This is a genomic window from Metalysinibacillus jejuensis, from assembly GCF_003057615.1.
Lineage (GTDB): Bacteria > Bacillota > Bacilli > Bacillales_A > Planococcaceae > Metalysinibacillus > Metalysinibacillus jejuensis.
In genome coordinates, this window is sequence record NZ_QAFW01000016.1 from 1 (window position 1) to 23,822 (window position 23,822).

Sequence of the window (23,822 nt, forward strand, 5' to 3'; positions counted from 1 at the left end):
AATACCTGGTAAAGCTTTTAATGGAACTGCCGAATTTACCAATTCACCAGCAACCTGAATTATTACAAGAGTACATGCCTTGGTCGGCCAAAATTCAAGCAACATGCGCCAAGATCAAAGCAGCATACAAGCCAGCTTTCTGAAAAAATCGTCAGAAAGCTGGCCATTTGTCGTGCGTGCCGTCAGGTGCGCTTATTTTTTTGAATTCGGGCTTACAGTTAACGTCTAATAAGTAAAGGAGGTGCGAGGTGTGGAGAAAACCGTTATGCGAGCGATAGAAGGCAATGAAAAAGCCTTTCGCCAATTACTCTATCAACATGAGGACCAAATGTATCGCATGGCCTATATTTATGTGCAACATGAACAAGATGCCTTAGATGTCGTACAGGAATCGGCGTTGAAGGCGCATCAAAAATTAACAACGCTACAAGCACCAGCGCACTTTACGACATGGTTGACTCGGATTGTGATTAACACGGCTCATGATTTTTTACGCAAACGTGGACGTATGACATATGTTGACTATGATGACTTACCTGAGCCAGTACATATTGAGGAGCCTACGCAATTAATTTTAGCTGACGTTTTACGCGTGCTATCACCTCAAGAAAAAGACGTCATCATTTTACGCTTTTACTATGATTATACAATTAGTCAAACCGCCGAAATGTTAAGTTTAAAACTAGGCACAACAAAAACAATTTTGTACCGCGCATTGCAAAAATTACGCAACGAAATGGAGGCGAGCGAATGAAGGACTTTAAACGACAAGTAGATGAAATCCCTGTGCCAAGGGCTGTACGTGGACGTATTAATCAGAGTATCGCGCCAAATAAAATGGCTAATCCCTTATGGTTAGTTGTGGTTGCTGCCCTGTTTTTTAGTATGATTGCCCTGCCTACTGCGCCAACAAGTGCTAGTCATAACACAACAACTACATTACAAGGAGGTTTAGCAGTTATTGTGGCCATTGCTTTAGTAGTAGCGTGGTGGCGCAAGCGTATCGTTTATGCCATCGCCGGGTTACTTGTAGTCGTTATTATTTATAATGTGAGTGTGTTTCAAGCAGCCCAAATTAAGCCGACCTTACTCGCAGATAGCACATTACAAACGGCTTATGTAGAAGTAAATAAACAAGACCATTTTGATGTGTATAGCTTAAATATTGGTTTGCTGCCCATTGCCGAACGTGCCACAATCCGTCAAATAGAACAGCACGCCTATACTGTAGTATATGAAATTACATTTACGCAACCACCTGCTGTTAATAAAAAATATGTAGCGCTTGCTACATCACAAGGGTTACTACCTTTTACTAAACCTTATGCCAAAACAACCGTCAAGGCATTGACGATGCAAGGTTTATTTCAGCGGGAGCTTTCGCTAAAAGTAGATGAGCCTGTTACATTGACGGCTATTGCGAGCGATGCCCCGCTTTATATTGATGGTAAGCAAGTGGCGTTGCCATATACACTTCCTGTAGATCAGACCGTTGTGCTACGTCTTGCGCATACAAAGCAGGTAGACCGTATTGTGCTTACAACGGACCAAGGGAAAATTATTTGGGATTATTATGAGGAGGCAAATTATGAATAGCTTAACTATTGGTTTACTGCTAATGGCACTACCACATCCGCTTGCACAACTCATTGCCTGTTTTGTATTACTTCGAACTAATACGTTAGCGGTTTGGGTTGTGCTGATGTCTGTTAGTTTAAGCCTCGTGAGCTATGCATTGCCGAGCTATAGTGGTGGCTTTGTGCTACTCGGTGCGCTATGGCTACTGTATGCTAGTGCTGTTAAGATCAAATCTCAAAAAGTAGGGTGGCTCCACGGCTTATTTATCGTCAATATTGTGCTTTACAGTTTCACCCTTAATGGTGGGCTTGATATGCGCGCACTATTAATCATGATTACGCTCCTCATTATTATTTGGCAAGTAACAGTGCTACCACCGGTGTTCTTTACATTTATTTTACTGATGGGTATTGCTATTCAAACCTTCGCATTTTACAGAATATATACAAGCTTTCCTACGCCATATGTTTATGAAGTTACGTATATGACGAAAAGTGAGTTACCTGTTACTTTTGTGACGCAAGACGAAACACTTACTCAAGTTAGCTTGTCAGACAAGGCGCAAAGTGTTGACCAACAAGTAGTGGAGCATACGGTCTCTAAACCTTACTTATCACTCGATACGGTTTCATTTGATGCTGAGGCTACGGCTCCTGCATCGAGTGGCGGCGAAATTCTTTGGCAAAATAATGGCCAAGAAGTCATGCATTACATTGTATCGCCAACATTTTTACCAACAACAGCACGCTTAGCTTTTGACGATGGTAGTGTCCGTTATTTATCTTTTGACCATACAATAACGCAACTAGAGGACGAAAAATTTACGAAACAGGGGGCATCATTTGCGGATGGTGCAACAAATATAAGTGTGAAAACAACAGAGGCATTAACTTTAGGCAAATTTCAATCGTATCGTAATTTAGTTGCACTTGAGCGACTTGTCATAGATGGTGTGCCTTATGACGAAGCGGACCTACCGCTTGATGTACCAAAAGGGGCAAACTTGTTTATTACAACGCATATGAAGCCATTGCCAAAAACAATAGCACCACGCGCAAAATTGGCTTTTGGCTTTGGTAGTTACCAGTTTATCGTACTAGTACAAATTGAGGATGTGCTTGAGACGTTAAAGAAAGGTGTAAGTAAGCATAACAACGCACAGTATGATAAAATAAATGCAAACATTAAGCGAACTGTGAGTTGAAGTATAATGGGAAAAACTTATGCTGTAGTCGATATCGAGACGACGGGGCATTCCTCTAAAAATGGCGACCGCATGATGCAATTTGCGGTCGTTTTTGTGCGTGATTGGCAAGTAGTAGACCGGTTTACGACCTTTATCCACCCAGAGCGAAGTATTCCGCTCTTTATTCAAGATTTAACGCATATTACAGAAGAAGATATTAAAGATGCGCAGCCTTTTCATAAGCATGCTAAAGAAATTTATGCAATGCTAGAAGGTTGTGTTTTTGTAGCACATAACACGGATTTTGATTTGCCCTTTTTGCAAGCCGAGTTTAAACGTGTAGGTCTACCGCACTGGCAAGGTGAAAAAATTGATACAGTTGAGCTTGCTAAAATTTTGTATCCGAGCGCACTTAGCTATAAATTAGGGGATCTTGCACAGGAGCTAGGTATTACACTTCAACAAGCTCACCGGGCAGATGAGGATGCCTTAGCGACAGCTGAACTGCTCATTGCGTGCTATCGAAAATTAGAAAAATTACCCGCTGCTACCTTAGCAGCCATGCACCGCTTAAGCTTTGGCGCTAAAACAGCGATTGCCCAACTTTTTTTTGGTGTATTAGCTTGGAAACGCACACAGTTAGCTGATGAAGCATTCATGACTTATGGGAAATTAGCTGTAAAAAAACTTGTACCTGCTATCAAAAAGGCACAAATCATAGCCTATCCTAATACGGTAGAAGACAAGGAGCAATTATTACGCGCTACTTGGCCAAACTTTGAAAAGCGACCAGCGCAGTTTCAAATGATGGATGAAGTGTATGAAGCTTTGCAACAGCAACAGGAAGTAGTAATCGAAGCGTCTACCGGTATCGGAAAAACATTAGCCTATTTATTACCAGCTATTAATTATGCGGTAAGTCACGGTAAACAAGTGGCGATTAGCGTTTATACCTCCCATTTGTTAGAGCAATTGTTTACAGAAGAACTACCAAAAGTTGAACAAATTTTAGGCACAGAAGTCGCAGTGGCGATGGTGAAAGGTAAGCGCAATTATATCGACTTGCGAAAAGTAGATACTATGCTTACTTATACGAATCCAAGTTATGATGAAACGTTGACACTTCTCCAAGTACTCGTATGGTTAACGGAAACGATGACAGGTGACACGACCGAAATAAATGTTACCGGCGGCGGTCAACAAGTAGTAAATAAGCTCTGTAAAGACCAAGATAGTAAAGTAACAAAGCCATTTGATTATTATCACTATGCACTTGAGCAATGTGCGCACGCGACAATTATTGTTACGAATCATGCCATGGTACTGGCACATACGACGCATTCTGCAATTTTTTCCAATGTAGACGGTTGGATTTTTGATGAAGCGCATCAATTGATTCAGGCTGCCATGCATCGAGAGACACAGCTGTTTTCCTATACCCATAGTAAATATATTTTTGGACAAATTGGTAATTATGAAGATGAAGGGGTATTTCGGGCACTTTACGAAGCATCGCGTAAACATGAGCGTGTTTCCCCATTTTTGCTACACGAAACTGAGCGACTTTTCACACGTATGGTGACTCAGTTTGATGACGTTACGAATCGTTTAGCTAAGCAAGCGCTTGAGCAATTTATAAAAAAAGAGGCAAAACAGACGGTTTTTCTTGAACAAATCACGATGCCAGCGACGGATTATGAGCGTGTGGCAAGTACGATGTATGCATGGTTAAGCCGTGCGCATGAAGTGACAAAACAGTTTCGTAACGAGCTTGTGCAGTTAAATTCACGTGAACAGCAAATTTTAGCGAATTGGTGCTACTTTGTCGAACAAACTGAGCAGATGCTTAAGCAGTGGACAAGCTTATTTTTAACGCAAGTTCCAGCTAAAGCAGCTTGGCTAGAATTAGATCGTCGTAGCGTACCTAGCAGCTTACGTATTATGCAGTATCCGTTAGAAGTAGCGCCCGTGATTCAGCATGCCATGCAACAGCTCGGAAATTGTGCACGAATTTTCACATCAGGTACGATGACGGTGCCTAAGCAGCCGACCTTTATTACCGAACAACTGGGCTTGCCAGCAACGACTAAAATGTGTCAATTGCAAGCACCGAAAAGTTACTATGAAGGGGCAAGTACATTTATCGTCACTGATATGCCAGATATTCAACAAGTGTCTCAACAAGCGTATATTGAGATGGTCGCTTACGCTGTTACACGTACGGTACGAGCGACAGAAGGACGTTGCTTTGTGTTGTTTACTTCACAACAAATGTTGCGCGATACGGTAGAGTTGATACAAGAAAGTGAATTACTTCACGACTATATGTTATTTGCACAAGGCATGACGAGTGGCAGTCGGATGCGCATTTTAAAATCTTTCCAAAAATTTCAACGTGCTGTGCTATTTGGCACGAATAGTTTTTGGGAAGGTGTAGACGTACCTGGGGACGCTTTAGCTGCGGTTATTGTTGTACGTTTACCGTTTTCAGCACCGGAAGCTCCTCTTTTTAAAGCGCAAGCTAATCGTTTGACATCACAAGGGCGTAATGCATTTTATGAACTTTCTTTACCTGAAGCTATCCTACGCTTTAAGCAAGGCTTTGGCCGGTTAATTCGTTCTTCACAAGACAAAGGTGCTTTTATTGTGTTAGATCGCAGAATTGAAACGAAGGCATATGGCCAAGCATTTTTAGACGCATTACCAGCAATTACGGTGCATAAAGTTACATTAACGGATATGGTGTTACAGCTTGAAAATTGGTATAATAGTAACGATGAAAAATAGCGCTTACTTGCTGTTTGGCTAGGAAGGAGATCTACCATGAAAAAACGCGTAATCGTTACGCTAACAACTAGTATTATTGTAGTATTAGCTATCGGTACAATGCTTATCGTTAGTGCTCAATCTAGCTACCGCACGATGGAAAAGAAAGCGACGAACTTAGCATTACAACAAGGGTTAGTAAATGGTGTGACCAATGCCTATGTATATAATGGTTCCTTAGCTTATATTACCGTGCTTGGCATCGACGAAGAAAATGAGAGAAAAGCGGTATTTGTCCCAGCAAGCTTTAAGAAAAAAGCCATTCAAGAAGTGTGGCTCGCAGATGGTATTTCTAAAAGTGAAGCGATAATGCAGTTACAAGAGCAAGCTAAAGTAAAAAGTGTACTCCACACTAAGCTAGGCTACGAGGAGCCCGGCGCTGTTTGGGAGATTACATATATAGACAACAAAGATGATTTAAACTATATGTATTATGAACAGAAAAATGGAGAAGAATGGAAACACATTACAGTAACTAAGGAGAATGATGACTTGTGAAAAATGTATTAGCAGAGCGTGTTAAAACGTTAACACCATCAACAACTTTAGCGATTACAGCTAAAGCGAAAGCCTTAAAAGCAGAAGGTATTGATGTAATTGGATTAGGTGCAGGAGAGCCAGACTTTAATACACCACGCAATATTTTAGATGCGGCAATCGATTCAATGGAAAAAGGATTAACGAAATATACACCGGCAGGCGGTTTACCAGTCTTAAAACAAGCGATTATCGATAAATTACAACGCGATAATAATTTAACGTATGCCCAAAATGAAGTAATGGTTGGCGTAGGGGCTAAGCATGTTTTATACACATTATTCCAAGTTCTTTTAAATGAAGGTGACGAAGTAATTATTCCGATTCCTTATTGGGTATCTTACCCAGAGCAAGTAAAAATCGCAGGTGGTGTACCTGTATACGTAGAGGCAACAGCGGCACAAAATTATAAAATGACACCTGAGCAACTGCGCAATGCGATTACGCCAAAAACCAAAGCGGTTATTATTAACTCACCAAGTAACCCTACTGGTATGATTTACTCAAAAGAAGAGTTAACAGCGCTAGCAGCAGTCGCTGTCGAAAAAGATATTTTAATCGTCTCAGATGAAATTTATGAAAAATTAGTGTACGGTGGCGTTAAGCATTTTTCAATTGCTGAAGTTTCTGAAGAAGTGAAAGCACGTACAATCGTTGTCAATGGTGTAGCAAAATCACATTCTATGACAGGCTGGCGTATTGGTTATGGTGCAGGCGATGCAGCAATTATTAAAGCGATGACAGACTTAGCATCACACTCTACATCTAATGCAACAACAACGGCTCAATATGCAGCCATTGAAGCTTATAATGGCCCGCAAGATGCAGTAGAAGAAATGCGACAAGCATTCGAAGCACGCTTAGAGAAGGTATTTCCACAAGTAGAGGCAATCCCTGGCTTTAGCGTAATTCGTCCACAAGGGGCATTTTATTTATTACCTGATGTAACAGAAGCGGCACAAAAAACAGGCTTTGCTTCAGTGGATGAGTTTGCAAGTGCATTATTAGCAGAAGCAAATGTTGCGGTAATCCCAGGTTCAGGATTTGGTGCACCGCGTACAATTCGCTTGTCATATGCAACGTCTCTTGATTTAATTGAAGAGGCGATTCGTCGCATCGATACTTTTGTGAAAGCGAAATGGCAAGACTAACGTTTTCAAGCAACTTAGGAGGACAACATGAAAAAAATTATGATTCAAGATATGCCTAACCATATCGGCGAAACAGTTAAACTTGGCGCATGGTTAGCTAATAAACGTTCAAGTGGTAAAATTGCATTTTTACAATTACGTGATGGCTCAGGCTTTGTGCAAGGTATTGTAGTAAAAGCTGAAGCAGGCGAGGAGCTTTTTGCTAAGGCAAAAGGTTTAACGCAAGAAACATCAATGTATGTGATTGGTGAAGTAACAAAGGATGAGCGCTCAACATTTGGTTGTGAGCTACAAGTGAAGGATATCGAAATCATTCATGAAGCTGATAACTTCCCAATCACACCAAAAGAGCATGGTACAGAGTTTTTAATGGACAATCGTCACCTATGGTTACGTTCGCGTAAACAACATGCGATTATGAAAATCCGTAATGAAATTATCCGTGCAACGTACAACTTCTTTAACGAAAATCACTTTGTAAAAGTTGACCCACCAATCCTAACAGGCTCAGCGCCTGAAGGTACGTCGGAGTTATTCCATACAAAATATTTTGATGAAGATGCGTACTTATCACAATCAGGTCAACTGTATATGGAAGCAGCAGCAATGGCATTAGGTAAAGTATTCTCATTTGGGCCAACCTTCCGTGCAGAAAAATCAAAAACACGTCGTCACTTAATCGAGTTTTGGATGATTGAGCCAGAGATGGCGTTTGTTGAGCATGATGAAAGCTTAGAAGTACAAGAACAGTATGTATCCTACATCGTGCAATCTGTACTTAAAAATTGCCAAATCGAGCTAGAGCGCTTAGGTCGCGATACAGCGAAGCTTGAAAAAATTAAAGCACCATTCCCACGTATTTCATATGATGAGGCAATCGAGTTTTTACACAAAGAGGGCTTTGATGATATTAAGTGGGGCGATGACTTCGGCTCACCGCACGAAACAGCCATTGCTGAGCATTATGATATGCCTGTATTTATTATATGCTACCCAACAGCAATTAAACCATTTTATATGCAGCCGCACCCAGACCGTGATGATGTCGTGCTATGTGCCGACTTAATTGCGCCAGAAGGCTACGGCGAAATTATTGGTGGTTCAGAGCGTATTCATGATTATGAGTTAATGAAGCAACGCATTAAAGAGTATGATCTTGATGAAGATGCCTATGCTTGGTATTTAGATTTACGTAAACAAGGCTCAGTGCCTCACTCAGGCTTCGGCTTAGGGTTAGAGCGTACGGTAGCTTGGATTAGTGGTGCAGAGCATGTGCGTGAGAGTATTCCATTCCCACGCTTACTTAACCGCTTATATCCATAAATAAAAAGGATGTCGTCTTGTGCGGCATCCTCTTTTCATTAAAGGAGTTTTCGTATGGCAAATGAACAAACATTTCGGGTTTGGTTAGAGCAACAACATGTGCTAATTCCGCAACTGTTATTTCAACACTATAAAGCGATTGATATGACAGATGAAGAAGCGCTTATTATTATGCACTTGCTAGCATTTCAAACAGAGGGCAATAACTTTCCTACCCCGCAAGAATTAATGCATCGCTCTACGTTAACAACGAATGCGATTTCAACAATTTTACAGCGCTTAATGCAAAAAGGTTTGCTTGAAATTGCGCAGATGACAGACGCTAACGGTATTATTTATGAAACTTTTTCAGTATATCCTCTGTGGGAACGTTTAACAGAGCGTGTGCAACTTGATGCACATGAGGTCGTAAAACAACAAGAAAGCAATGAAGAAGGCATGTTATTTAGCATGTTTGAGACGGAATTTGGACGATTGTTTTCTCCAATTGAAATTGAAACGATTAGTAAGTGGTTAGATGAAGATGGCCATTCGGTGGCGCTCATTAAACAAGCTTTAAAAGAGGCAGTACTTGCAGGTAAAATGAGTTTAAAATATATTGATCGTATTTTGTATGAATGGCAAAAGAAAAACATTCAAACACCGCAACAAGCCCAAGCGCAAACCTCGCAGTTTAGAGAGAAAACACAAGCGCCAATGCATGCGTCATCTAGCGCATCAAACTTTAATGATGACGTGCCGTTTTATAATTGGTTAGAAGAGAGAGAGTGAGAGGGATAGTATGCTAACGCTTAAACAATGGCAATTTTGTTTAACAGAGATGGATAAGATGTTTCCGGAAGCTCATTGTGAACTTGTTCATCGTAATCCTTTTGAATTGACAATTGCTACTTTATTATCCGCACAGTGTACGGACAAGCTAGTGAACCGCGTGACTGCAACATTGTTTGAGAAGTATAAGACACCAGAAGATTATTTAGCTGTGTCGATTGAGGAGTTACAACAAGATATTCGTTCGATTGGGTTATATCGCAATAAAGCGAAAAACATTCAAGCACTGTCGCAAAAACTACTAGATGAATTTGATGGGCAAGTGCCGGCTACACGTGAAGGTTTAGAAAGTTTACCAGGTGTAGGGCGTAAAACAGCGAATGTAGTATTATCTGTCGCATTTGGTGTACCAGCATTAGCTGTGGATACTCATGTAGAGCGTGTATCTAAACGCTTAGGCATATGTCGCTGGAAGGATAGTGTGTTACAAGTAGAAGAAACTTTAATGAAAAAAACACCTATGGATGAATGGTCGAAAACGCATCATCAACTTATATTTTTTGGACGTTACCACTGTAAAGCACAAAACCCAGGCTGTGACCATTGTCCATTATTTACAGTGTGCCGTGAAGGACAAAAACGTTTTCGTAAAGGCTTGGTGAAGCGCAGTGAGTAATTTATCAGAGCACGCTGTAAACATATGGTATGACGAATGGCTTTCTTTACAAAAGGTCATTCATACCCTTCATAGCGCACGAGATAAAGGTGTAAAGGTGCCGATGGAAGAGGCGATTGCCCATTATGAATCATTTGTCACAGAGGAATTACTACCGACAAATGGCGCTGAACGTTTAGCTTTTATTAAAGCAAGACCCGCACAATACGCTTGCTATCGACAACTTGATGAGTTGTATAAGGAAACAAAAAAGCGTATTGCTCGCGTACGTATTCAGCGTAACAAGTAAAAATAGTTTACCTTTCGCGTGATTATTACTATAATCGAGAAGAGTTGAATTTGAGGAGGTCTTTTTTGTGAAAAAGCTAGTAGCTATCGGAGGCGTCGTAGTCGTCTTACTTATTGCGATTATCGTATTAACACAGATGTCTAATAAAGAGAAATTAGCAAGCGATGATAATCCATATGGCGATAAAAAATTGCAACAACCAACGATTGACTTATTAAAAGATGAAAACTATCAACATATTACATTACCAGAAGATTTAAAAGCTAAAATTGATAGTGGTGAAGAAGTAAATGCTTATTTCTTTAGCCCAACTTGTACGCATTGCCGTGCATTAACACCAAATTTAATGCCAATTTTAGATGAGTTAGGTATCGAAGTAAACCAAATTAACTTGCTTGAATATGATGAGTGGGATAATTATGGTATTACCGCTACACCGACATTTATTCACTTTGACGGTGGCGCAGAGGTCAATCGTTTCGAAGGGAATTTACCTGAGGAAGACTTGCGAGCTTTCTTAGCGCCTTATGCTAAAAAATAAGCGATACAATGCCGCCCAGTGCGGCATTTTTTTGTTATACTTACGTAAAAGGGGAGTGACATTGTGCACAAAATGAATGATTATTTTTATCAAGGTGCGATGATGGAGTGCTTTACTGAAGCAAAGCGAGTACTGGCTACATCAGAAGATTTAGACGAGCGTGCCTTAGCTGAAAAATACGTAGCATTATTTACCGAATATGAATATGAGAAGTACCCTAAAATTACACATTATTTAGAGCGTCAAGAAATTGAACGTGCAGATGAAAGCTATGAAGTATTAGACGAAGTACAAGAAATTCGTTCGCACAAAGAGGAAGCAGCGTTCACCGCGCGTGTTACAGCACTTGAACAACGTGCAAAGACAGGGAATAGTGAAGAGCGAGCGACGAGTTTTGCGGTGCAAGGTGAGTTATTTATTTTAGCGCATCATTACCGAGAAGCGGTTCATTGTTTTGAACAAGCGATAGCGGCTAATCCAAATAAAGGGCTTTACTGGGGATTGACAGGGCAAGCGATGCATCGTTTTGGCTTCATGCCATTTGACGCACTAGGTTTTTTAGAGCAAGCGATTAAATTAGATGCTACAAATGCACGTTGGCATTGGAATCAGGCGCTCGTATTGATGCAACTAGCAAAAGATTTGCAAGAACCAGCCTTTTTAGCGAATGCAGCAATAACGCTAGAGCATGCTTTAACGTTATGCCGCGAAGAACAATTATCGTTACGAGCGGCGATTCAAACAACATATGATGAAATGGAAAACTATGTGTTTTCGTAAATGAGCAAGGAAGTGACATAATGGAAGATCGTCAAAAACAAATTGCAGCATGGGTAGAGCAAGGCTTTTACCAGCTTGTGAAGGATGCTGAGGTTGAGAATTTCGAAAAAATTATTCAAGCAGCGATTGATGATAAACAGAAAGATGGTACTACAGAAATGTTTTGTGATCGACTGATGTTAAATTTAGCGTATTATGAACGCAACGCTGCTGTTTGGTATACTACATTTAAGATGGTATTAATAGGTCAACTTGATTTTTCTACTGCTGTAATTGAAACGGAGCTTTTAACAGGACAAATGCAAGCGCGCCAAGAGGTAGAAGAACAACGAGAAGTGCTTATTCCTATCTTTCATGAAGAGTATGAAAAAAAAGCATTAACACCAGAAATTATTATGTATGACTATGCGTACATGTCAATTGCGCACGCTTTACGCGTGGATTTTCTAACGGTTTGTACGATGCAAGAGCAACGTGAGCTATTGCGCGAAGGTGACGCTACAGAAACATTACGCGTAATTGATGGCTATGTTCAGTACTATGCGGATCAATTTGCACGTCAATTAACATTAACGATATAAGGGGAGTTATTTTGTGAATACACCATTTAGCTTTACACATTATCCACCAAAAAACGAACAAGCAAATAAACAATACCCAGCGCTATTTTTACTGCACGGTATGGGCAGTAATGAGCAAGATTTGCTACAACTAATTGATGATTATCCGGCGCATATTTTTGCGATACGTGGGCCAATTGCCCATGGTGATGGTTTTGCCTTTTTTGCCATTGGAGAAGAAGAACAACCTGTACGAGCGATTTTTGATAAAGTAATTATTGCATTTAGCCAATTTGTAGAACAAGCACTTCAGCACTATACTATTGACCCGATGCAAGTGTATGTTATTGGCTTTAATCAAGGGGCCGCATTAGCATTAACTTGTCCATTTGTCTTAGGTAATCAAGTGACAGCAGTAGCGGCATTAAGTGGCTTCTTACCAAAGTTTGTCCAAGAGGATTATGTGAAAAAAGATATTTCACAAGTAGCCTACTTTATTTCACATGGCATCTATGACTATATTTATCCATTAAAAGAAGCGCAAGAAGCTACGGTGTTTTTAGAAGCATGTGATGCTTCTGTGACGTTAATGACCTATGAAGATGGGCATGGTGTGACTGCTCAAAATCGTGAAGATTTAAATCGCTTCATAACACAAATTATGGCTTAACGACGTTAAATTTCACAAATAAAACACATCGTTTTCACAACTGTGAGCGGTTGCGTATTCATTTTCTCAACGAGCAATGTTATTATAGAAGACGTACGCTTTTCAAATCCAATGATTGAACATGAGCAGCGCATAATTTTACTTATTTGCATACAATGTGATAAAGAAAAGAGTAGAATAGGAAGGCAGCGATGGTTGCCTGAGAAAGTTGGATTGATGAAAACAAATGGAAAAGGAATTAACGTATATGCAAGAGAATGGAAAAACGACGATTGAGCCACAACTCCAACCAAAAATGACTGAAGTGTTAGCCCAAACGGTGAAAACAGGTATTATTAAGTCTAACTTAATTCCCATGTGGGCGGGTTTAGCGCTAGCACTTTATCATACGCAAGCTAACATTATGGATTATATCGTTTCTATTATTTTAGCGACGATTGGCAGTGCAGCAGTAATTGGCTCAGCAGGTGCATTTAATAATATTTATGACCGAGATATTGATGCCATTATGCCACGCACTCAATCCCGTCCTACTGTGACCGGACAAATGCCTGTAAAAACAACGGCGATTTTAGCTATTGTTTTGTTAATTGTCGGTGTACTTACCCTTTACTTTGCTTCACCACTTGCAGCATTTTTAGGTTTTTTAGGTGTATTTTTATATGTTGGTCCTTATACAATTTGGACAAAACGTTATACAGTTTATAATACAGAAATCGGTAGTTTGTCAGGTGCTATGCCACCTTTAATCGGCTGGGCCGTAGTTTCCACGAATTTAACACATCCCGCGATTTTAGGTTTATTCGGTGTAATGGTAATTTGGCAAATGCCACACTTTTACGCTATTGCGATTCGTAAGCATGCAGATTATAAAGCAGCAAGTATTCCGATGCTTCCTGTTGCAAAGGGTATGAAACGTACGTATTATCAGACTAACTTTTATTTAATTATTTTAATACTACTAAGTTTTTTATTCGGTTCATTGAGTATTGGCATTATGTTAGTGGCACTACTGCTTAGTATCGCATGGCTAATTATGAGTATTTATGGTTATCATACGAATACTGATCAAGTAAAGTGGGCAACTAAGATGTTTGTCTTTTCTTTGTTACACATGACTATTTTATTTTCAACGATTATTATTTATTGCCTTGTTGGTGTCATTTTTAAACTATATTAATAAAAAGCTGTGTGGCGTTGTTACGCTACACAGCTTTTTGCATGTATGGAGTAAATTTTTTTATTCGTCCAATCGAGCGCGTGCAATTGACCACCAAAGACCGCACCTCCATCAATACCAATAATATTATTGGTACCTTGATAAACGGTAGTGTTAGTCTTATCTTGATGCAGGCGGTACGTAGGAGTATGACCAAATACGATTGTTTTAGTACCTTGATAACCTTTATGAAAGTCGTCACGAATCCATAAAAGCGTAGCAATCGGTGTTTCTTCTATTGGTAAATGAGGATCAACACCAGCATGTACAAAAATAACATCATCAAAAGCTTTATAATAATGCATACGCTCAATAGCTTGTAAATGATGACGTAAAATATGGTCAGAAGGAAGTTGGTGGAGTAGAGGTAATTGTTCCGTGTTAAAATCTTCTACGCGTAAATTGTAGCTTTGCAATGTTTCCACGCCCCCACACACATCAATCCAATGATGCCAAGGTTTAGTATGGGTTGCCGTAAAGGCACGAAGCATGATGGCCTCATGGTTACCCATCAGTAATGTAGCTCGGTGTTGGTCTTGCATTGCAATGACGGCTTCTAACACTTGCTTTGATTTCGGACCACGGTCAACATAGTCGCCCATAAAAACAATATGGTCAGAGGGTTGGAGTTGCAGTTTATCTAATAATGCGACTAACATAGCATATTGCCCGTGAATATCACTAACCGCTAAAATACGTCCCATTTTATCAAATCCTTTAATTGTAATACTTATATTATAGAAGAAAAGAAGTGAAAAAGAAAAGAAATGCCACTGTTCAATCGTGACATTTCTTAACGTATTATTGATCTTTATTTTTTTTAGCTTCGAACTTTTGTTCTAACTCTTCCACTTTATTAGTTACTGCTTCTTTAGCGTCGGCTAATTTATGTTGTGCCGCACCTTTTAATTTGTCAAATTTGCCTTCAGCTTGTTTACTAACATCGCCAGTAGCTTTACCGTATTGTTCTTTTACTTCACCTTTTACTTCATTACCTGTACCTTTAAGATCATCTGTAAATTTGTTTGACATATTCATGTCCTCCTTTATTTCTTTGTCTAATTATCTATCCCCACCTGACAAAGTCTTAAACATCTTTTACTATAGTTAAAGGATTTTTTTTCGTAACGATACAACCCATCCACATAATCACGAGACCTAGGAAGACGATAGTTCCCGCAAATAATAATGCAGCATTATAACTATTATAATATGCAGCTAACTTGCCGGCAGCGATAGGACCAATAATTTGGCCGAATGCATAAAATGTAGTAAGCAATGAGACGACCGGTCCGCTTTTAGTAGGGAAAAGCTGACGAGCATAGCCAGTTGTCATCGTAACGATACCTACGAATGTCATACCGAATAAAAAGGCAGATAAAAAAACACTGAAAATGGATTGTGAGAAGACAGGCAATAAAATGCCGAAAACTTGTAATAAGTAAGCGATGGATAAAATTTTTATAGGAGAGTATTTAGTAATTAACATGCTCCATACAGGTGCTGAAGGAATAGCTGCTAAGCCAGCAATGACCCAACTTATTGAAGAGTACGACTGTAGAGCAGGTATCCCATGAATAATATCAACTAAAAATGTACCGGTAATAATATAGCCAAGACCTTCTAAGCCATAAGCCGCAATAAACCAAGGCATAAAGCCTTTTGTTAACTTAGGTGCTTGATCATCTGCAGGTGCTTTTTCGATATTATGAACGACTAACTTACGCCATAACACACCTGTAGTGACAACACAAAGTAGTGATAGCAGTCCTAATCCTAGCCATGCTCCTTTCCATGAGTAACTCGCCTCTAAAAAAGGTACAAACAAGCCAGAAAACGCAATGCCAAGACCTATGCCACCAAATAAGTAGCCTGACCAGCTAGCTAAAAAGTGTTGTGCTAAATAATCCATAACGATACTGGATGTTAAAACGAAAACTAAGCCTCCTGTCACCCCTGCCACGAAGCGAAGCAATAACCAAATACTGTAGTAGTCAATGATACCCATTAATACGATAGAGACTACATTTATTAACACCGTAATAAGCAGAAAACCTTTACGATTTTTTGTAATAAAGCCTGCCCAAAGTGCACCTACAAAATAACCGACATAGTTACTTGATGCTAAAAAACCTGCAGTTTCTACAGAAAAACCTACGTCTTTACGCATGAAAGGCAAAATAGGCGTAAAAGCAAACCGGCTAATGCCCATTGCTACAACGAGTAAAAGCACACCACCAACTACCACCCCAATGTGATTTTTTTTCATAACCATACCCCTTTGTTATTGTTAAAAAATATTTTATTTATTTATCATAGAGGTAATATTCGGAAAATTCAATACAAAACAAGAAATAGTCAACTTAAAACAGCATTTGAATGAATTAAAGACGAAAAAATAAAGAAAGTGATGAAAAGCTTTTCATAAAAGACACAATTTAGACATAATTATTACGGTATATGGTATTGTGTGAATAATTAATGAAATATTCAAACAAATGATTGCTAATTTAATAATGCAGTGCTAACGTAACTTCACGAGTATATGAGGGAGCGAGAACTATGACGACAATTGATACGAAATTAGTGCAACTAGGTAACCAGACAGATGTACGAACTGGAGCGGTCAGTTCGCCAATTTATTTATCGACAGCTTATAAGCATGATGGCTTAGGAGAATCAACGGGGTTTGATTATACACGTACAAAAAATCCAACTCGAACTGTTTTAGAGGAAGGTGTTGCTAATTTAGAAGAGGGGGATGCAGCATTTGCATGTAGTTCAGGAATGGCTGCCATTCAACTTGTTATGAGCTTGCTGAAGTCAGGAGAAGGTGTAATAGTACCTACTGACTTGTACGGCGGCACATATCGCCTCTTTGAACACCTTAAACAAAATTACGATATCACGGTAATTTATGATGATTTCTTAAATATTGACACAGTCGCTGCAAAAATTACGCCTACTGTTAAAATGATTTTTTTAGAAACGCCGACAAACCCACTTATGCATTGTTATAATATTGAAGATTTCGCCAAATTGGCAAAACAAAAAGGTTGTTTATTAGTAGTCGATAATACATTTTTAACACCTTATTTTCAACGTCCTTTAACACAAGGCGCGGATATTGTTATCCATAGTGCAACAAAATACTTAGGGGGGCATAACGATGTGTTAGCTGGTTTAGCCATAAGTAAAGGCCAAGCGCTAAGCGAGCGATTAGCTTTCTTACATAATACGAGCGGTTATGCGTTATCAGCACTAGATAGTTGGTTAGTAATGAGAGGTATGAAGACATTACATTTACGTATGCGTCAACATGATGCCAACGCTAAAGCGGTAGCGAACTATTTACAAAATCATCCTAAAGTGACAGATGTCTTGTATGCGGGGCAAGGTGGGATGCTGGCGTTTCGCTTGCAAGATGAGCAACAGATTGATCCATTTTTACGTCAATTAAAACTAATTATTTATGCGGAAAGCTTGGGCGGTGTTGAAAGTTTTATTACGTATCCCGCTACTCAAACACATGCCGATGTGCCTTATGAAGAGCGTGTTGCACGTGGTGTATGCAATCGTTTATTACGCTTTTCCGTAGGGGTAGAAGAAGTTAAAGATTTAATTACAGACATTGAACAAGCATTAGCGACGCTATAACATCATATAAAAAGGTCTTCAGAATATGCACATTCTGAAGACCTTTTGTATTAAAAGTTACGTTTAATCCATTCGTCTGCTTGTAGCCACGAATTAACGCGCACGACTTGCTTAGGCGTACTATCACGGTTGTACGGTGTGTCGAACAAAATCACTGGAATATCTAATGATTCAGCTAACATTACAGCATTATCATGCTTATCTTCAAAGAATACTTCGACCTTAGCATCTTTAGCAGCTTGAAGTTTATTGTGACTACCAATTAATTCAATGCGGTCATAAGGGACTTGCTGTTTCATAAACCATTCTGTCGTGACATCCACTAACACATCATGGCGAGCAGAAATATAAATTAATTCGTATTTTTTATACCAATGATTAAGTACTTGCTTAGCGTCGGGATAAATATCTGACACTTCGTACATATAACGTTCGTTTTGTAAAAACCAATTTGCAAACTCTTGACGGTCTACCGGGTGAGGGAAGGCTGAGAGAAAATCGTACTCTTTAATGTCTTCAAGCGTTAATGCTACATTATACGCTTTATTAATATGCGGCAATAACGTATCAGGTGTCGTTACGGTACCATCGATATCAATACCAAAACGCGGTTTACGCATTCGCTTGTTCCTCATCGCGCTTTGCTTCCATTTCAGCGGCAAGCTTATCGATTTCTTTTTTCAGTTCTTCTACCATTGTTTCCTCAGGCACTTTACGAACTGTTTTACCCTTCATGAATAATAGACCTTCGCCACGTGCACCTGCGATACCAATATCAGCTTCACGCGCTTCACCAGGACCGTTTACTGCACAACCAAGTACAGCTACTTTAAGAGGTACATTTAATTTTGAGATATATTCTTCAACTTCATTAGCAATAGCAATTAAATCAATTTCAATGCGACCACATGTTGGGCAAGAAATTAACGTTGCCATATTTGATGCTAAGCCGAATGATTTTAATAATTCACGTGCTACTTTAATTTCTTCTACTGGATCAGCAGATAATGAAATACGCAGTGTGTTACCGATACCTTTTGATAAAATTGCGCCAAGTCCTGCAGCAGATTTAATCGTACCTGCAAATAGTGTACCTGACTCCGTAATACCTAAGTGTAGTGGGTAATCAAATGCTTGTGCCGCTTTTTCATAGGCTTCAATCGCTAAGTTAACGTCAGAGGCTTTCATAGATACGATAATATCATGGAAGTCTAAATCCTCTAAAATTTTAATATGGTGTAGTGCTGACTCTACCATACCATCAGCAGTTGGGTAGCCATATTTATCTAAAATATGACGCTCTAGTGAACCAGCGTTAACGCCAATACGAATTGGTACACCTTTAGCTTTAGCCGCATTCACAACCGCTTCAACTTTTTCACGACGACCAATGTTACCTGGATTAATACGTACTTTATCAACGCCTGCTTCAATCGCTTTTAAAGCAAGCTTATAATCAAAATGAATATCTGCTACTAGTGGAATAGTAATGCGTTTTTTAATTTCTGCTAAGGCATCAGCCGCACGCTCATCAGGTACAGCAACGCGTACGATTTGACAGCCCGCTTCTTCTAAACGACGGATTTCCGCAACGGTAGCTTTTACGTCATGCGTTTTTGTCGTTGTCATACTTTGAATGAATAATTCATTACTACCACCAATCGTTAAATTACCAACACGTACAGGACGTGTTTTTGAACGGTGAACAATTTCACTCATTTTTAGTCTCTCCTTTTTCGACCATACATGGTCATCACTCAAACTATTTTAGCAGTGTCACAAATTTAGGACAAGGCAGAACCGCTAAAAGTTGCTATTTTGTCGCAGGCGGTAGCTGCGGGTATTTCGTTAAACCAATAATAATAAATAACATTGTAATAAAAATGGCGATACTTGTAGAAACGAGCGTTGGCAACGGTACAAATTCGAATACCATTGTGAGCAACGTAGCCCATGTGATGGCAAATGTTGCTGTACGCCAAACGTTACGGTATTCTCCTCTTCGCTTCATCGTATGCATGAATAGTGTACCTGCTAATGCATAGAGGCTAATGCGAGCAAACATCAATAATGTATTAACGATAAATAATAAGATGAAAGCTACAGGGTATAGCAAAAAGCGAATGTCCTCCACATATTCCATCAAACCACTCATATCGAGTGTGCTATCAGCTACGCCAGTAGTAAAACGTGCAAATGAAAAAACCGTTAGCAACGTTATTAATAGGAAAGCATATTGCAGTACTTTGCCGATTGGCATGAAGCGTACGGCTCCTAATTTTTTAGGGCTCGTTAAGCTCATAATAAAAAGTTGTGTATGGGTCATCTGATTCTCCTCCAACGGTCATTTTACCATGACTTTTCACGCATTTTGAAACCTTTTGCTTTAACGGGCGTAAAAAGAGGGAAAAGACTTCTAAGGAATGAGGGGGAAACGCTATGACAATCATCGTATGGACACTCATTATTGCGCTGTTTGTAATCGCTTATATTGGGCTAATATATCCGATTATTCCGTCGGTACTATTTATCTTTGCAGGGTTTATCGTATACGGCTTGTTTTTCACCTTTAGTGCGCTACCATGGTGGTTTTGGTTAGGGCAAGTGCTACTTGTTATCGTGCTCTTTGCTGCTGACACAATCGCTAGCCTAGTTGGTGTTAAAGCGTTTGGCGGAACAAAGGCAGGTATGTGGGGAAGTACGATTGGGCTAATAGTGGGTCCCTTTATCATTCCATTTTTCGGGATTTTAATCTTTCCGTTTGCCTTTGCAGTAGCGGCAGAGTTATTGGTTACAAAGAGTACTTTCAAAGAAGCGGTGTACAGTGGTTTTGGCTCACTTGTAGGCTTCTTTACATCTATTGTAACGAAGGGTATCATTCAAACGATTATGATCGTTATTTTTATAATTCTAGTCGTATAACTTCAGTCAAAAGGCTGAATTGTAACAGAATGATGCTTTTTCATTGAATGGTTTGACCAACTTTGATAATCTAAAGTTGTAGCAATTATTACTTACATTCCAAGGAGGAACTTAAACATGGCACATGAACTACCAAAATTAACTTATGCGTACGACGCATTAGAACCGCATATCGATGCGAAAACAATGGAAATTCACCACACTAAACACCATAACACGTATGTAACGAACTTAAATGCAGCAATCGAAGGAACTGAATTTGAAGGTAAAGAGCTTATCGCTTTAATCTCTGACATCGATGCACTTCCAGCAGATAAACAAACTGCAGTACGTAACAACGGTGGCGGTCATGCTAACCATACATTATTCTGGGAAGTTATCGCTCCAGGTGGCGCTAATGCACCAACAGGTGAACTAGCACAAGCAATTGATAAAAAATTCGGTAGCTTTGACGCTTTCAAAGAAGAGTTTGCTAAAGCAGCAACAACTCGCTTTGGTTCTGGTTGGGCATGGTTAGTAGTAGATAACGGCGAAATCGCTGTAATTTCTACACCAAACCAAGACTCTCCTTACATGGAAGGCAAAACACCAGTATTAGGTTTAGACGTTTGGGAACATGCTTATTACTTAAACTACCAAAACCGTCGCCCTGACTATATTGCAGCTTTCTGGAATATCGTAAACTGGGACGTTGTAGCAGAGAAATTCGCTGCAGCTAAATAATTTAGATGATATAACCGCCATTCTCTTCTTGAGAGTGGCGGTTTTTTTATGCAACTTTTTCAATAGGCGAGCCGTTATAATAGTGAAACTTCACTTTTAGGGTGGTATACTTACATGTATGTGTAGAAATGAAGTAGGAGGGCGTTTAATGCGTAGTAATGAGCCGAGCAGAAAAACAAAAGAACAGAAGGCAAAGCAACAATCCACAATTAACTTTCGCATGAACGTTATTTTTTTCTGTATTTTTTTAATTTTTTCCACGTTAATTTTCCGTTTAGGCTATTTGCAAATCGTCAAAGGTGAGTATTATGTCAATATGGTAGAGAGTACTGAAGAAGTACCTGTAAACACGAGTGTGCCACGCGGTAGAATTTTCGATCGTAACGGTCGCGTGCTCGTTGATAACGACCCACAAAATGCGATTACGTATACAAAGATGCAGACGACTAAGCAAGAAGAGATGCTAGAAGTCGCGGAGCAATTAGCCATGTTAATTGAACAGCCGACAAAAAAAGTAACGCTTCGTGATAAACAAGATTTTTGGATTTTACGCAATCCTGACGCAGCAGCGGAAAAAGTACCCGCGAAAGAGCGTGAAAAAATACGTGCACAGTTTGGAGATGCGGGTGAAAAAGAGTTTACAAAAGCAGTCGACGACTTAACACGTGAGCGTATTACCGATGAAGACTTAAAAAGTTTAGAGGGGCACGAAATGGAAGTGCTCGCGATTTATCGTGAAATGGTATCCGGTTATAATTTATCACCACAAATTATTAAAAGTGAAGATGTAACGGATGAGGAGTTTGCTCGTGTCTCAGAGCGACTTTCCGAACTACCTGGTGTCAACACCACAACAGATTGGAAGCGTGTCAAATTGTCCCCTCTAGCGATTTTAGGGCGTACAACAACACCAGAGCGCGGCATACCTAATGATCAACTTAACTACTTCTTAGCGCGAGATTATTCGCGTAATGATCGCGTTGGGGATAGTTTCGTTGAAGCCCAATATGAAGAACTACTGCAAGGTAAAAAAGCGGTTGTAAAAAACGTTACAGATAAATCTGGCAAAGTAGTAGATACCGCGACCGTTTACGAGGGCGAGCCAGGTAAAGACTTGGTTTTAACGATTGATAGTGAGTTAGAAGACCGCCTTGGTAAAATTGTTGAGACCGAACTACGCAAGCAAAAAACACGATATGGCTCACATTTATTAGACCGTACTTTCTTAGTAATGATGAATCCTAAAAATGGTGAGTTACTATCAGTTATTGGTCGTCAAATTGAAGATGGCGAAATGCAAGACATATCTTATGGTGCATATACCATGGCGTATGAAGCAGGTTCTACTATTAAAGGTGCTACTGTTTTAGGTGGCTATCAAGAAGGCGCTTTCCAAATTGGAGAAGGCATCGTTGACCAACCGCTTTTCATCGGTGGACAAAAACGTAGTTCTTTAGCTAATACTAACGGTTATAATAATCGTTGGATGAATGATATTGCAGCACTTGAAAGCTCATCAAACGTGTATATGTTCTATGTAGCAATGCGCATTGGTGGTATTCGTAACTATTATCCACGTATGAACTTTAACATTGCAGATGATACGTATCAAAAAATGCGTAATATTTATCATCAATTTGGCTTAGGTGTAAAAACAGGCATTGATTTACCAAATGAGCAAGTTGGTGTTAAGGGTAGTGATAACCTGCAAGAAAAAGGTAAGGCGATGGACTTTGCAATCGGTCAGTACGATACGTATACGCCAATGCAGTTAGCCCAGTATGTATCAGTCATTGCCAATGATGGCTACCGTGTAAAGCCACATATTCTGAAGGAAGTACGTGAACCTTCTCTTGATGGTAAAGTATTTGGCGAATTATTAGAAGAGCGTACACCGCAAGTTATTAATCGTGTTAATAATTCTTTGGCAGAAATCAATCAAGTTAAAGCGGGCTTCAGAGCGGTATATGCTGGTTCTCATGGTACAGCGCGTTCATTTTTTGCAGACGCTAAGTATCAAGCAGCAGGTAAAACGGGTACAGCTGAGACGCAGTACTATGGCAATAAAGAACAGTACCGTGGTTCATATACGCTAAACTTAACACATGTTGGTTTTGCGCCATATGATAATCCAGAGGTAGCGTATGCCGTTGTTATGCCATATATGACAACGAGCACGTATGGGTACGATCAAGCAGCGAGTGATATTGCACGTAAGGCGCTGGATGCTTACTTTGAGATTAAAGCAAAACATAATAAAGCAGGCGACTTTACACCTGATATAACGAAGAAAATTCAACCTGCTTGGTCAGAAGAAGTTATTCGTGAAGGTGAAGAGAAATAAGTGATAGAGGGATCATACGAGATGCGTATGATCCCTTTTTTATTTACAAAGCCCAACATTCATTTACAT

Annotated in this window: 25 protein-coding genes; 19 read left to right on the forward strand and 6 right to left on the reverse strand. The window is 39.7% G+C overall.

Annotation, left to right across the window (positions count from 1 at the left end; all coding sequences use genetic code 11):
* Positions 1-250 precede the first annotated feature (250 nt).
* The 15 genes from DDE80_RS07090 (at position 251) to cyoE (ending at position 14,068) form a co-directional block, all read left to right on the forward strand.
* Positions 251-754 carry a sigma-70 family RNA polymerase sigma factor gene (locus tag DDE80_RS07090; protein ID WP_108306972.1) on the forward strand — a complete coding sequence of 168 codons (504 nt, stop codon included), beginning with the start codon at positions 251-253 and terminating at the stop codon, positions 752-754.
* Positions 751-1,596 carry a hypothetical protein gene (locus tag DDE80_RS07095; protein ID WP_108306973.1) on the forward strand — a complete coding sequence of 282 codons (846 nt, stop codon included), beginning with the start codon at positions 751-753 and terminating at the stop codon, positions 1,594-1,596. Before DDE80_RS07090 ends, DDE80_RS07095 begins: the two co-directional genes overlap by 4 nt.
* On the forward strand, positions 1,589-2,782 hold the full coding sequence (locus DDE80_RS07100) for a hypothetical protein (protein WP_108306974.1): 1,194 nt from the start codon (positions 1,589-1,591) through the stop codon (positions 2,780-2,782). Before DDE80_RS07095 ends, DDE80_RS07100 begins: the two co-directional genes overlap by 8 nt.
* A gap of 6 nt (positions 2,783-2,788) precedes the next feature.
* Positions 2,789-5,551 carry an ATP-dependent DNA helicase DinG gene (gene dinG / locus DDE80_RS07105; RefSeq protein WP_108306975.1) on the forward strand — a complete coding sequence of 921 codons (2,763 nt, stop codon included), beginning with the start codon at positions 2,789-2,791 and terminating at the stop codon, positions 5,549-5,551.
* 36 nt (positions 5,552-5,587) lie between these two features.
* Positions 5,588-6,088, forward strand: coding sequence for a cell wall elongation regulator TseB-like domain-containing protein (locus tag DDE80_RS07110; protein ID WP_108306976.1), 501 nt, complete (start codon positions 5,588-5,590; stop codon positions 6,086-6,088).
* Entirely contained in the window at positions 6,085-7,278 is a 1,194-nt protein-coding gene (locus DDE80_RS07115; protein ID WP_108306977.1) for a pyridoxal phosphate-dependent aminotransferase, read from the forward strand. The genes DDE80_RS07110 and DDE80_RS07115 overlap by 4 nt, the downstream gene beginning before the upstream one ends.
* Positions 7,279-7,305: 27 nt before the next feature.
* On the forward strand, positions 7,306-8,601 hold the full coding sequence (asnS, locus tag DDE80_RS07120; RefSeq protein ID WP_108306978.1) for an asparagine--tRNA ligase: 1,296 nt from the start codon (positions 7,306-7,308) through the stop codon (positions 8,599-8,601).
* 54 nt (positions 8,602-8,655) lie between these two features.
* The gene (locus DDE80_RS07125) at positions 8,656-9,372 is read left to right on the forward strand and encodes a DnaD domain-containing protein (RefSeq protein WP_108306979.1); all 717 of its coding nucleotides are present in this window, start codon (positions 8,656-8,658) and stop codon (positions 9,370-9,372) included.
* A 10-nt stretch (positions 9,373-9,382) separates the two neighbouring features.
* Complete coding sequence (gene nth / locus DDE80_RS07130) at positions 9,383-10,048, forward strand: endonuclease III (protein WP_108306980.1); 666 nt, start codon at positions 9,383-9,385, stop codon at positions 10,046-10,048.
* Positions 10,041-10,337, forward strand: a complete 297-nt coding sequence (locus DDE80_RS07135; RefSeq protein ID WP_108306981.1) for a YpoC family protein — start codon at positions 10,041-10,043, stop codon at positions 10,335-10,337. Before nth ends, DDE80_RS07135 begins: the two co-directional genes overlap by 8 nt.
* A 67-nt stretch (positions 10,338-10,404) precedes the next feature.
* Positions 10,405-10,878, forward strand: a complete 474-nt coding sequence (locus DDE80_RS07140) for a thioredoxin family protein (protein WP_108306982.1) — start codon at positions 10,405-10,407, stop codon at positions 10,876-10,878.
* Between the two features lie 72 nt (positions 10,879-10,950).
* Entirely contained in the window at positions 10,951-11,658 is a 708-nt protein-coding gene (locus tag DDE80_RS07145) for a tetratricopeptide repeat protein (protein WP_108307022.1), read from the forward strand.
* 20 nt (positions 11,659-11,678) lie between these two features.
* Complete coding sequence (locus tag DDE80_RS07150; protein ID WP_108306983.1) at positions 11,679-12,239, forward strand: DNA helicase; 561 nt, start codon at positions 11,679-11,681, stop codon at positions 12,237-12,239.
* 13 nt (positions 12,240-12,252) lie between these two features.
* Positions 12,253-12,888, forward strand: a complete 636-nt coding sequence (locus DDE80_RS07155) for an alpha/beta hydrolase (protein ID WP_108306984.1) — start codon at positions 12,253-12,255, stop codon at positions 12,886-12,888.
* Between the two features lie 247 nt (positions 12,889-13,135).
* On the forward strand, positions 13,136-14,068 hold the full coding sequence (cyoE, locus tag DDE80_RS07160) for a heme o synthase (RefSeq protein ID WP_108306985.1): 933 nt from the start codon (positions 13,136-13,138) through the stop codon (positions 14,066-14,068).
* 20 nt (positions 14,069-14,088) lie between these two features.
* On the opposite strand, the gene DDE80_RS07165 is transcribed toward cyoE, so the two are convergent.
* The 3 genes from DDE80_RS07165 to DDE80_RS07175 all read right to left on the reverse strand — a co-directional run bounded on the left by DDE80_RS07165 (position 14,089) and on the right by DDE80_RS07175 (position 16,376).
* Positions 14,089-14,811, reverse strand: a complete 723-nt coding sequence (locus DDE80_RS07165; protein WP_108306986.1) for a metallophosphoesterase family protein — start codon at positions 14,809-14,811, stop codon at positions 14,089-14,091.
* A gap of 97 nt (positions 14,812-14,908) precedes the next feature.
* Complete coding sequence (locus DDE80_RS07170) at positions 14,909-15,139, reverse strand: CsbD family protein (RefSeq protein ID WP_108306987.1); 231 nt, start codon at positions 15,137-15,139, stop codon at positions 14,909-14,911.
* 55 nt (positions 15,140-15,194) lie between these two features.
* A complete protein-coding gene (locus tag DDE80_RS07175) occupies positions 15,195-16,376 on the reverse strand; it encodes a YbfB/YjiJ family MFS transporter (protein ID WP_108306988.1) in 1,182 nt (393 codons plus the stop codon).
* A gap of 293 nt (positions 16,377-16,669) precedes the next feature.
* Between DDE80_RS07175 and DDE80_RS07180 the strand changes: the two genes are divergently transcribed.
* The gene (locus tag DDE80_RS07180; protein WP_108306989.1) at positions 16,670-17,764 is read left to right on the forward strand and encodes a methionine biosynthesis PLP-dependent protein; all 1,095 of its coding nucleotides are present in this window, start codon (positions 16,670-16,672) and stop codon (positions 17,762-17,764) included.
* A 50-nt stretch (positions 17,765-17,814) separates the two neighbouring features.
* On the opposite strand, the gene DDE80_RS07185 is transcribed toward DDE80_RS07180, so the two are convergent.
* From DDE80_RS07185 to DDE80_RS07195, 3 genes are all read right to left on the reverse strand, one after another.
* Positions 17,815-18,384 carry an LNS2 domain-containing protein gene (locus DDE80_RS07185; RefSeq protein ID WP_108306990.1) on the reverse strand — a complete coding sequence of 190 codons (570 nt, stop codon included), beginning with the start codon at positions 18,382-18,384 and terminating at the stop codon, positions 17,815-17,817.
* Positions 18,377-19,483, reverse strand: a complete 1,107-nt coding sequence (ispG, locus tag DDE80_RS07190; RefSeq protein ID WP_108306991.1) for a flavodoxin-dependent (E)-4-hydroxy-3-methylbut-2-enyl-diphosphate synthase — start codon at positions 19,481-19,483, stop codon at positions 18,377-18,379. Before ispG ends, DDE80_RS07185 begins: the two co-directional genes overlap by 8 nt.
* Before the next feature lie 94 nt (positions 19,484-19,577).
* On the reverse strand, positions 19,578-20,090 hold the full coding sequence (locus tag DDE80_RS07195) for a DUF1189 family protein (protein ID WP_108306992.1): 513 nt from the start codon (positions 20,088-20,090) through the stop codon (positions 19,578-19,580).
* A 113-nt stretch (positions 20,091-20,203) separates the two neighbouring features.
* Between DDE80_RS07195 and DDE80_RS07200 the strand changes: the two genes are divergently transcribed.
* The 3 genes from DDE80_RS07200 (at position 20,204) to DDE80_RS07210 (ending at position 23,753) form a co-directional block, all read left to right on the forward strand.
* Positions 20,204-20,686, forward strand: a complete 483-nt coding sequence (locus DDE80_RS07200) for a DUF456 domain-containing protein (protein WP_108306993.1) — start codon at positions 20,204-20,206, stop codon at positions 20,684-20,686.
* A gap of 117 nt (positions 20,687-20,803) precedes the next feature.
* Positions 20,804-21,409 carry a superoxide dismutase gene (locus DDE80_RS07205; protein ID WP_108306994.1) on the forward strand — a complete coding sequence of 202 codons (606 nt, stop codon included), beginning with the start codon at positions 20,804-20,806 and terminating at the stop codon, positions 21,407-21,409.
* A gap of 148 nt (positions 21,410-21,557) precedes the next feature.
* On the forward strand, positions 21,558-23,753 hold the full coding sequence (locus tag DDE80_RS07210) for a peptidoglycan D,D-transpeptidase FtsI family protein (RefSeq protein WP_108306995.1): 2,196 nt from the start codon (positions 21,558-21,560) through the stop codon (positions 23,751-23,753).
* The last annotated feature ends 69 nt before the right edge of the window (positions 23,754-23,822 follow it).

Excerpts from the sequence above, each read along its gene's own strand:
- DDE80_RS07095 (WP_108306973.1), top strand. The coding sequence starts at position 751 with ATGAAGGACTTTAAACGACAAGTAGATGAAATCCCTGTGCCAAGGGCT.
- DDE80_RS07100 (WP_108306974.1), top strand. The coding sequence starts at position 1,589 with ATGAATAGCTTAACTATTGGTTTACTGCTAATGGCACTACCACATCCG.
- dinG (WP_108306975.1), top strand. The coding sequence starts at position 2,789 with ATGGGAAAAACTTATGCTGTAGTCGATATCGAGACGACGGGGCATTCC.
- DDE80_RS07110 (WP_108306976.1), top strand. The coding sequence starts at position 5,588 with ATGAAAAAACGCGTAATCGTTACGCTAACAACTAGTATTATTGTAGTA.
- asnS (WP_108306978.1), top strand. The coding sequence starts at position 7,306 with ATGAAAAAAATTATGATTCAAGATATGCCTAACCATATCGGCGAAACA.
- DDE80_RS07125 (WP_108306979.1), top strand. The coding sequence starts at position 8,656 with ATGGCAAATGAACAAACATTTCGGGTTTGGTTAGAGCAACAACATGTG.
- nth (WP_108306980.1), top strand. The coding sequence starts at position 9,383 with ATGCTAACGCTTAAACAATGGCAATTTTGTTTAACAGAGATGGATAAG.
- DDE80_RS07145 (WP_108307022.1), top strand. The coding sequence starts at position 10,951 with ATGAATGATTATTTTTATCAAGGTGCGATGATGGAGTGCTTTACTGAA.
- DDE80_RS07150 (WP_108306983.1), top strand. The coding sequence starts at position 11,679 with ATGGAAGATCGTCAAAAACAAATTGCAGCATGGGTAGAGCAAGGCTTT.
- cyoE (WP_108306985.1), top strand. The coding sequence starts at position 13,136 with ATGCAAGAGAATGGAAAAACGACGATTGAGCCACAACTCCAACCAAAA.
- DDE80_RS07165 (WP_108306986.1), bottom strand. The coding sequence starts at position 14,811 with ATGGGACGTATTTTAGCGGTTAGTGATATTCACGGGCAATATGCTATG.
- DDE80_RS07170 (WP_108306987.1), bottom strand. The coding sequence starts at position 15,139 with ATGTCAAACAAATTTACAGATGATCTTAAAGGTACAGGTAATGAAGTA.
- DDE80_RS07175 (WP_108306988.1), bottom strand. The coding sequence starts at position 16,376 with ATGAAAAAAAATCACATTGGGGTGGTAGTTGGTGGTGTGCTTTTACTC.
- DDE80_RS07180 (WP_108306989.1), top strand. The coding sequence starts at position 16,670 with ATGACGACAATTGATACGAAATTAGTGCAACTAGGTAACCAGACAGAT.
- DDE80_RS07185 (WP_108306990.1), bottom strand. The coding sequence starts at position 18,384 with ATGCGTAAACCGCGTTTTGGTATTGATATCGATGGTACCGTAACGACA.
- ispG (WP_108306991.1), bottom strand. The coding sequence starts at position 19,483 with ATGAGTGAAATTGTTCACCGTTCAAAAACACGTCCTGTACGTGTTGGT.
- DDE80_RS07195 (WP_108306992.1), bottom strand. The coding sequence starts at position 20,090 with ATGACCCATACACAACTTTTTATTATGAGCTTAACGAGCCCTAAAAAA.
- DDE80_RS07200 (WP_108306993.1), top strand. The coding sequence starts at position 20,204 with ATGACAATCATCGTATGGACACTCATTATTGCGCTGTTTGTAATCGCT.
- DDE80_RS07205 (WP_108306994.1), top strand. The coding sequence starts at position 20,804 with ATGGCACATGAACTACCAAAATTAACTTATGCGTACGACGCATTAGAA.
- DDE80_RS07210 (WP_108306995.1), top strand. The coding sequence starts at position 21,558 with ATGCGTAGTAATGAGCCGAGCAGAAAAACAAAAGAACAGAAGGCAAAG.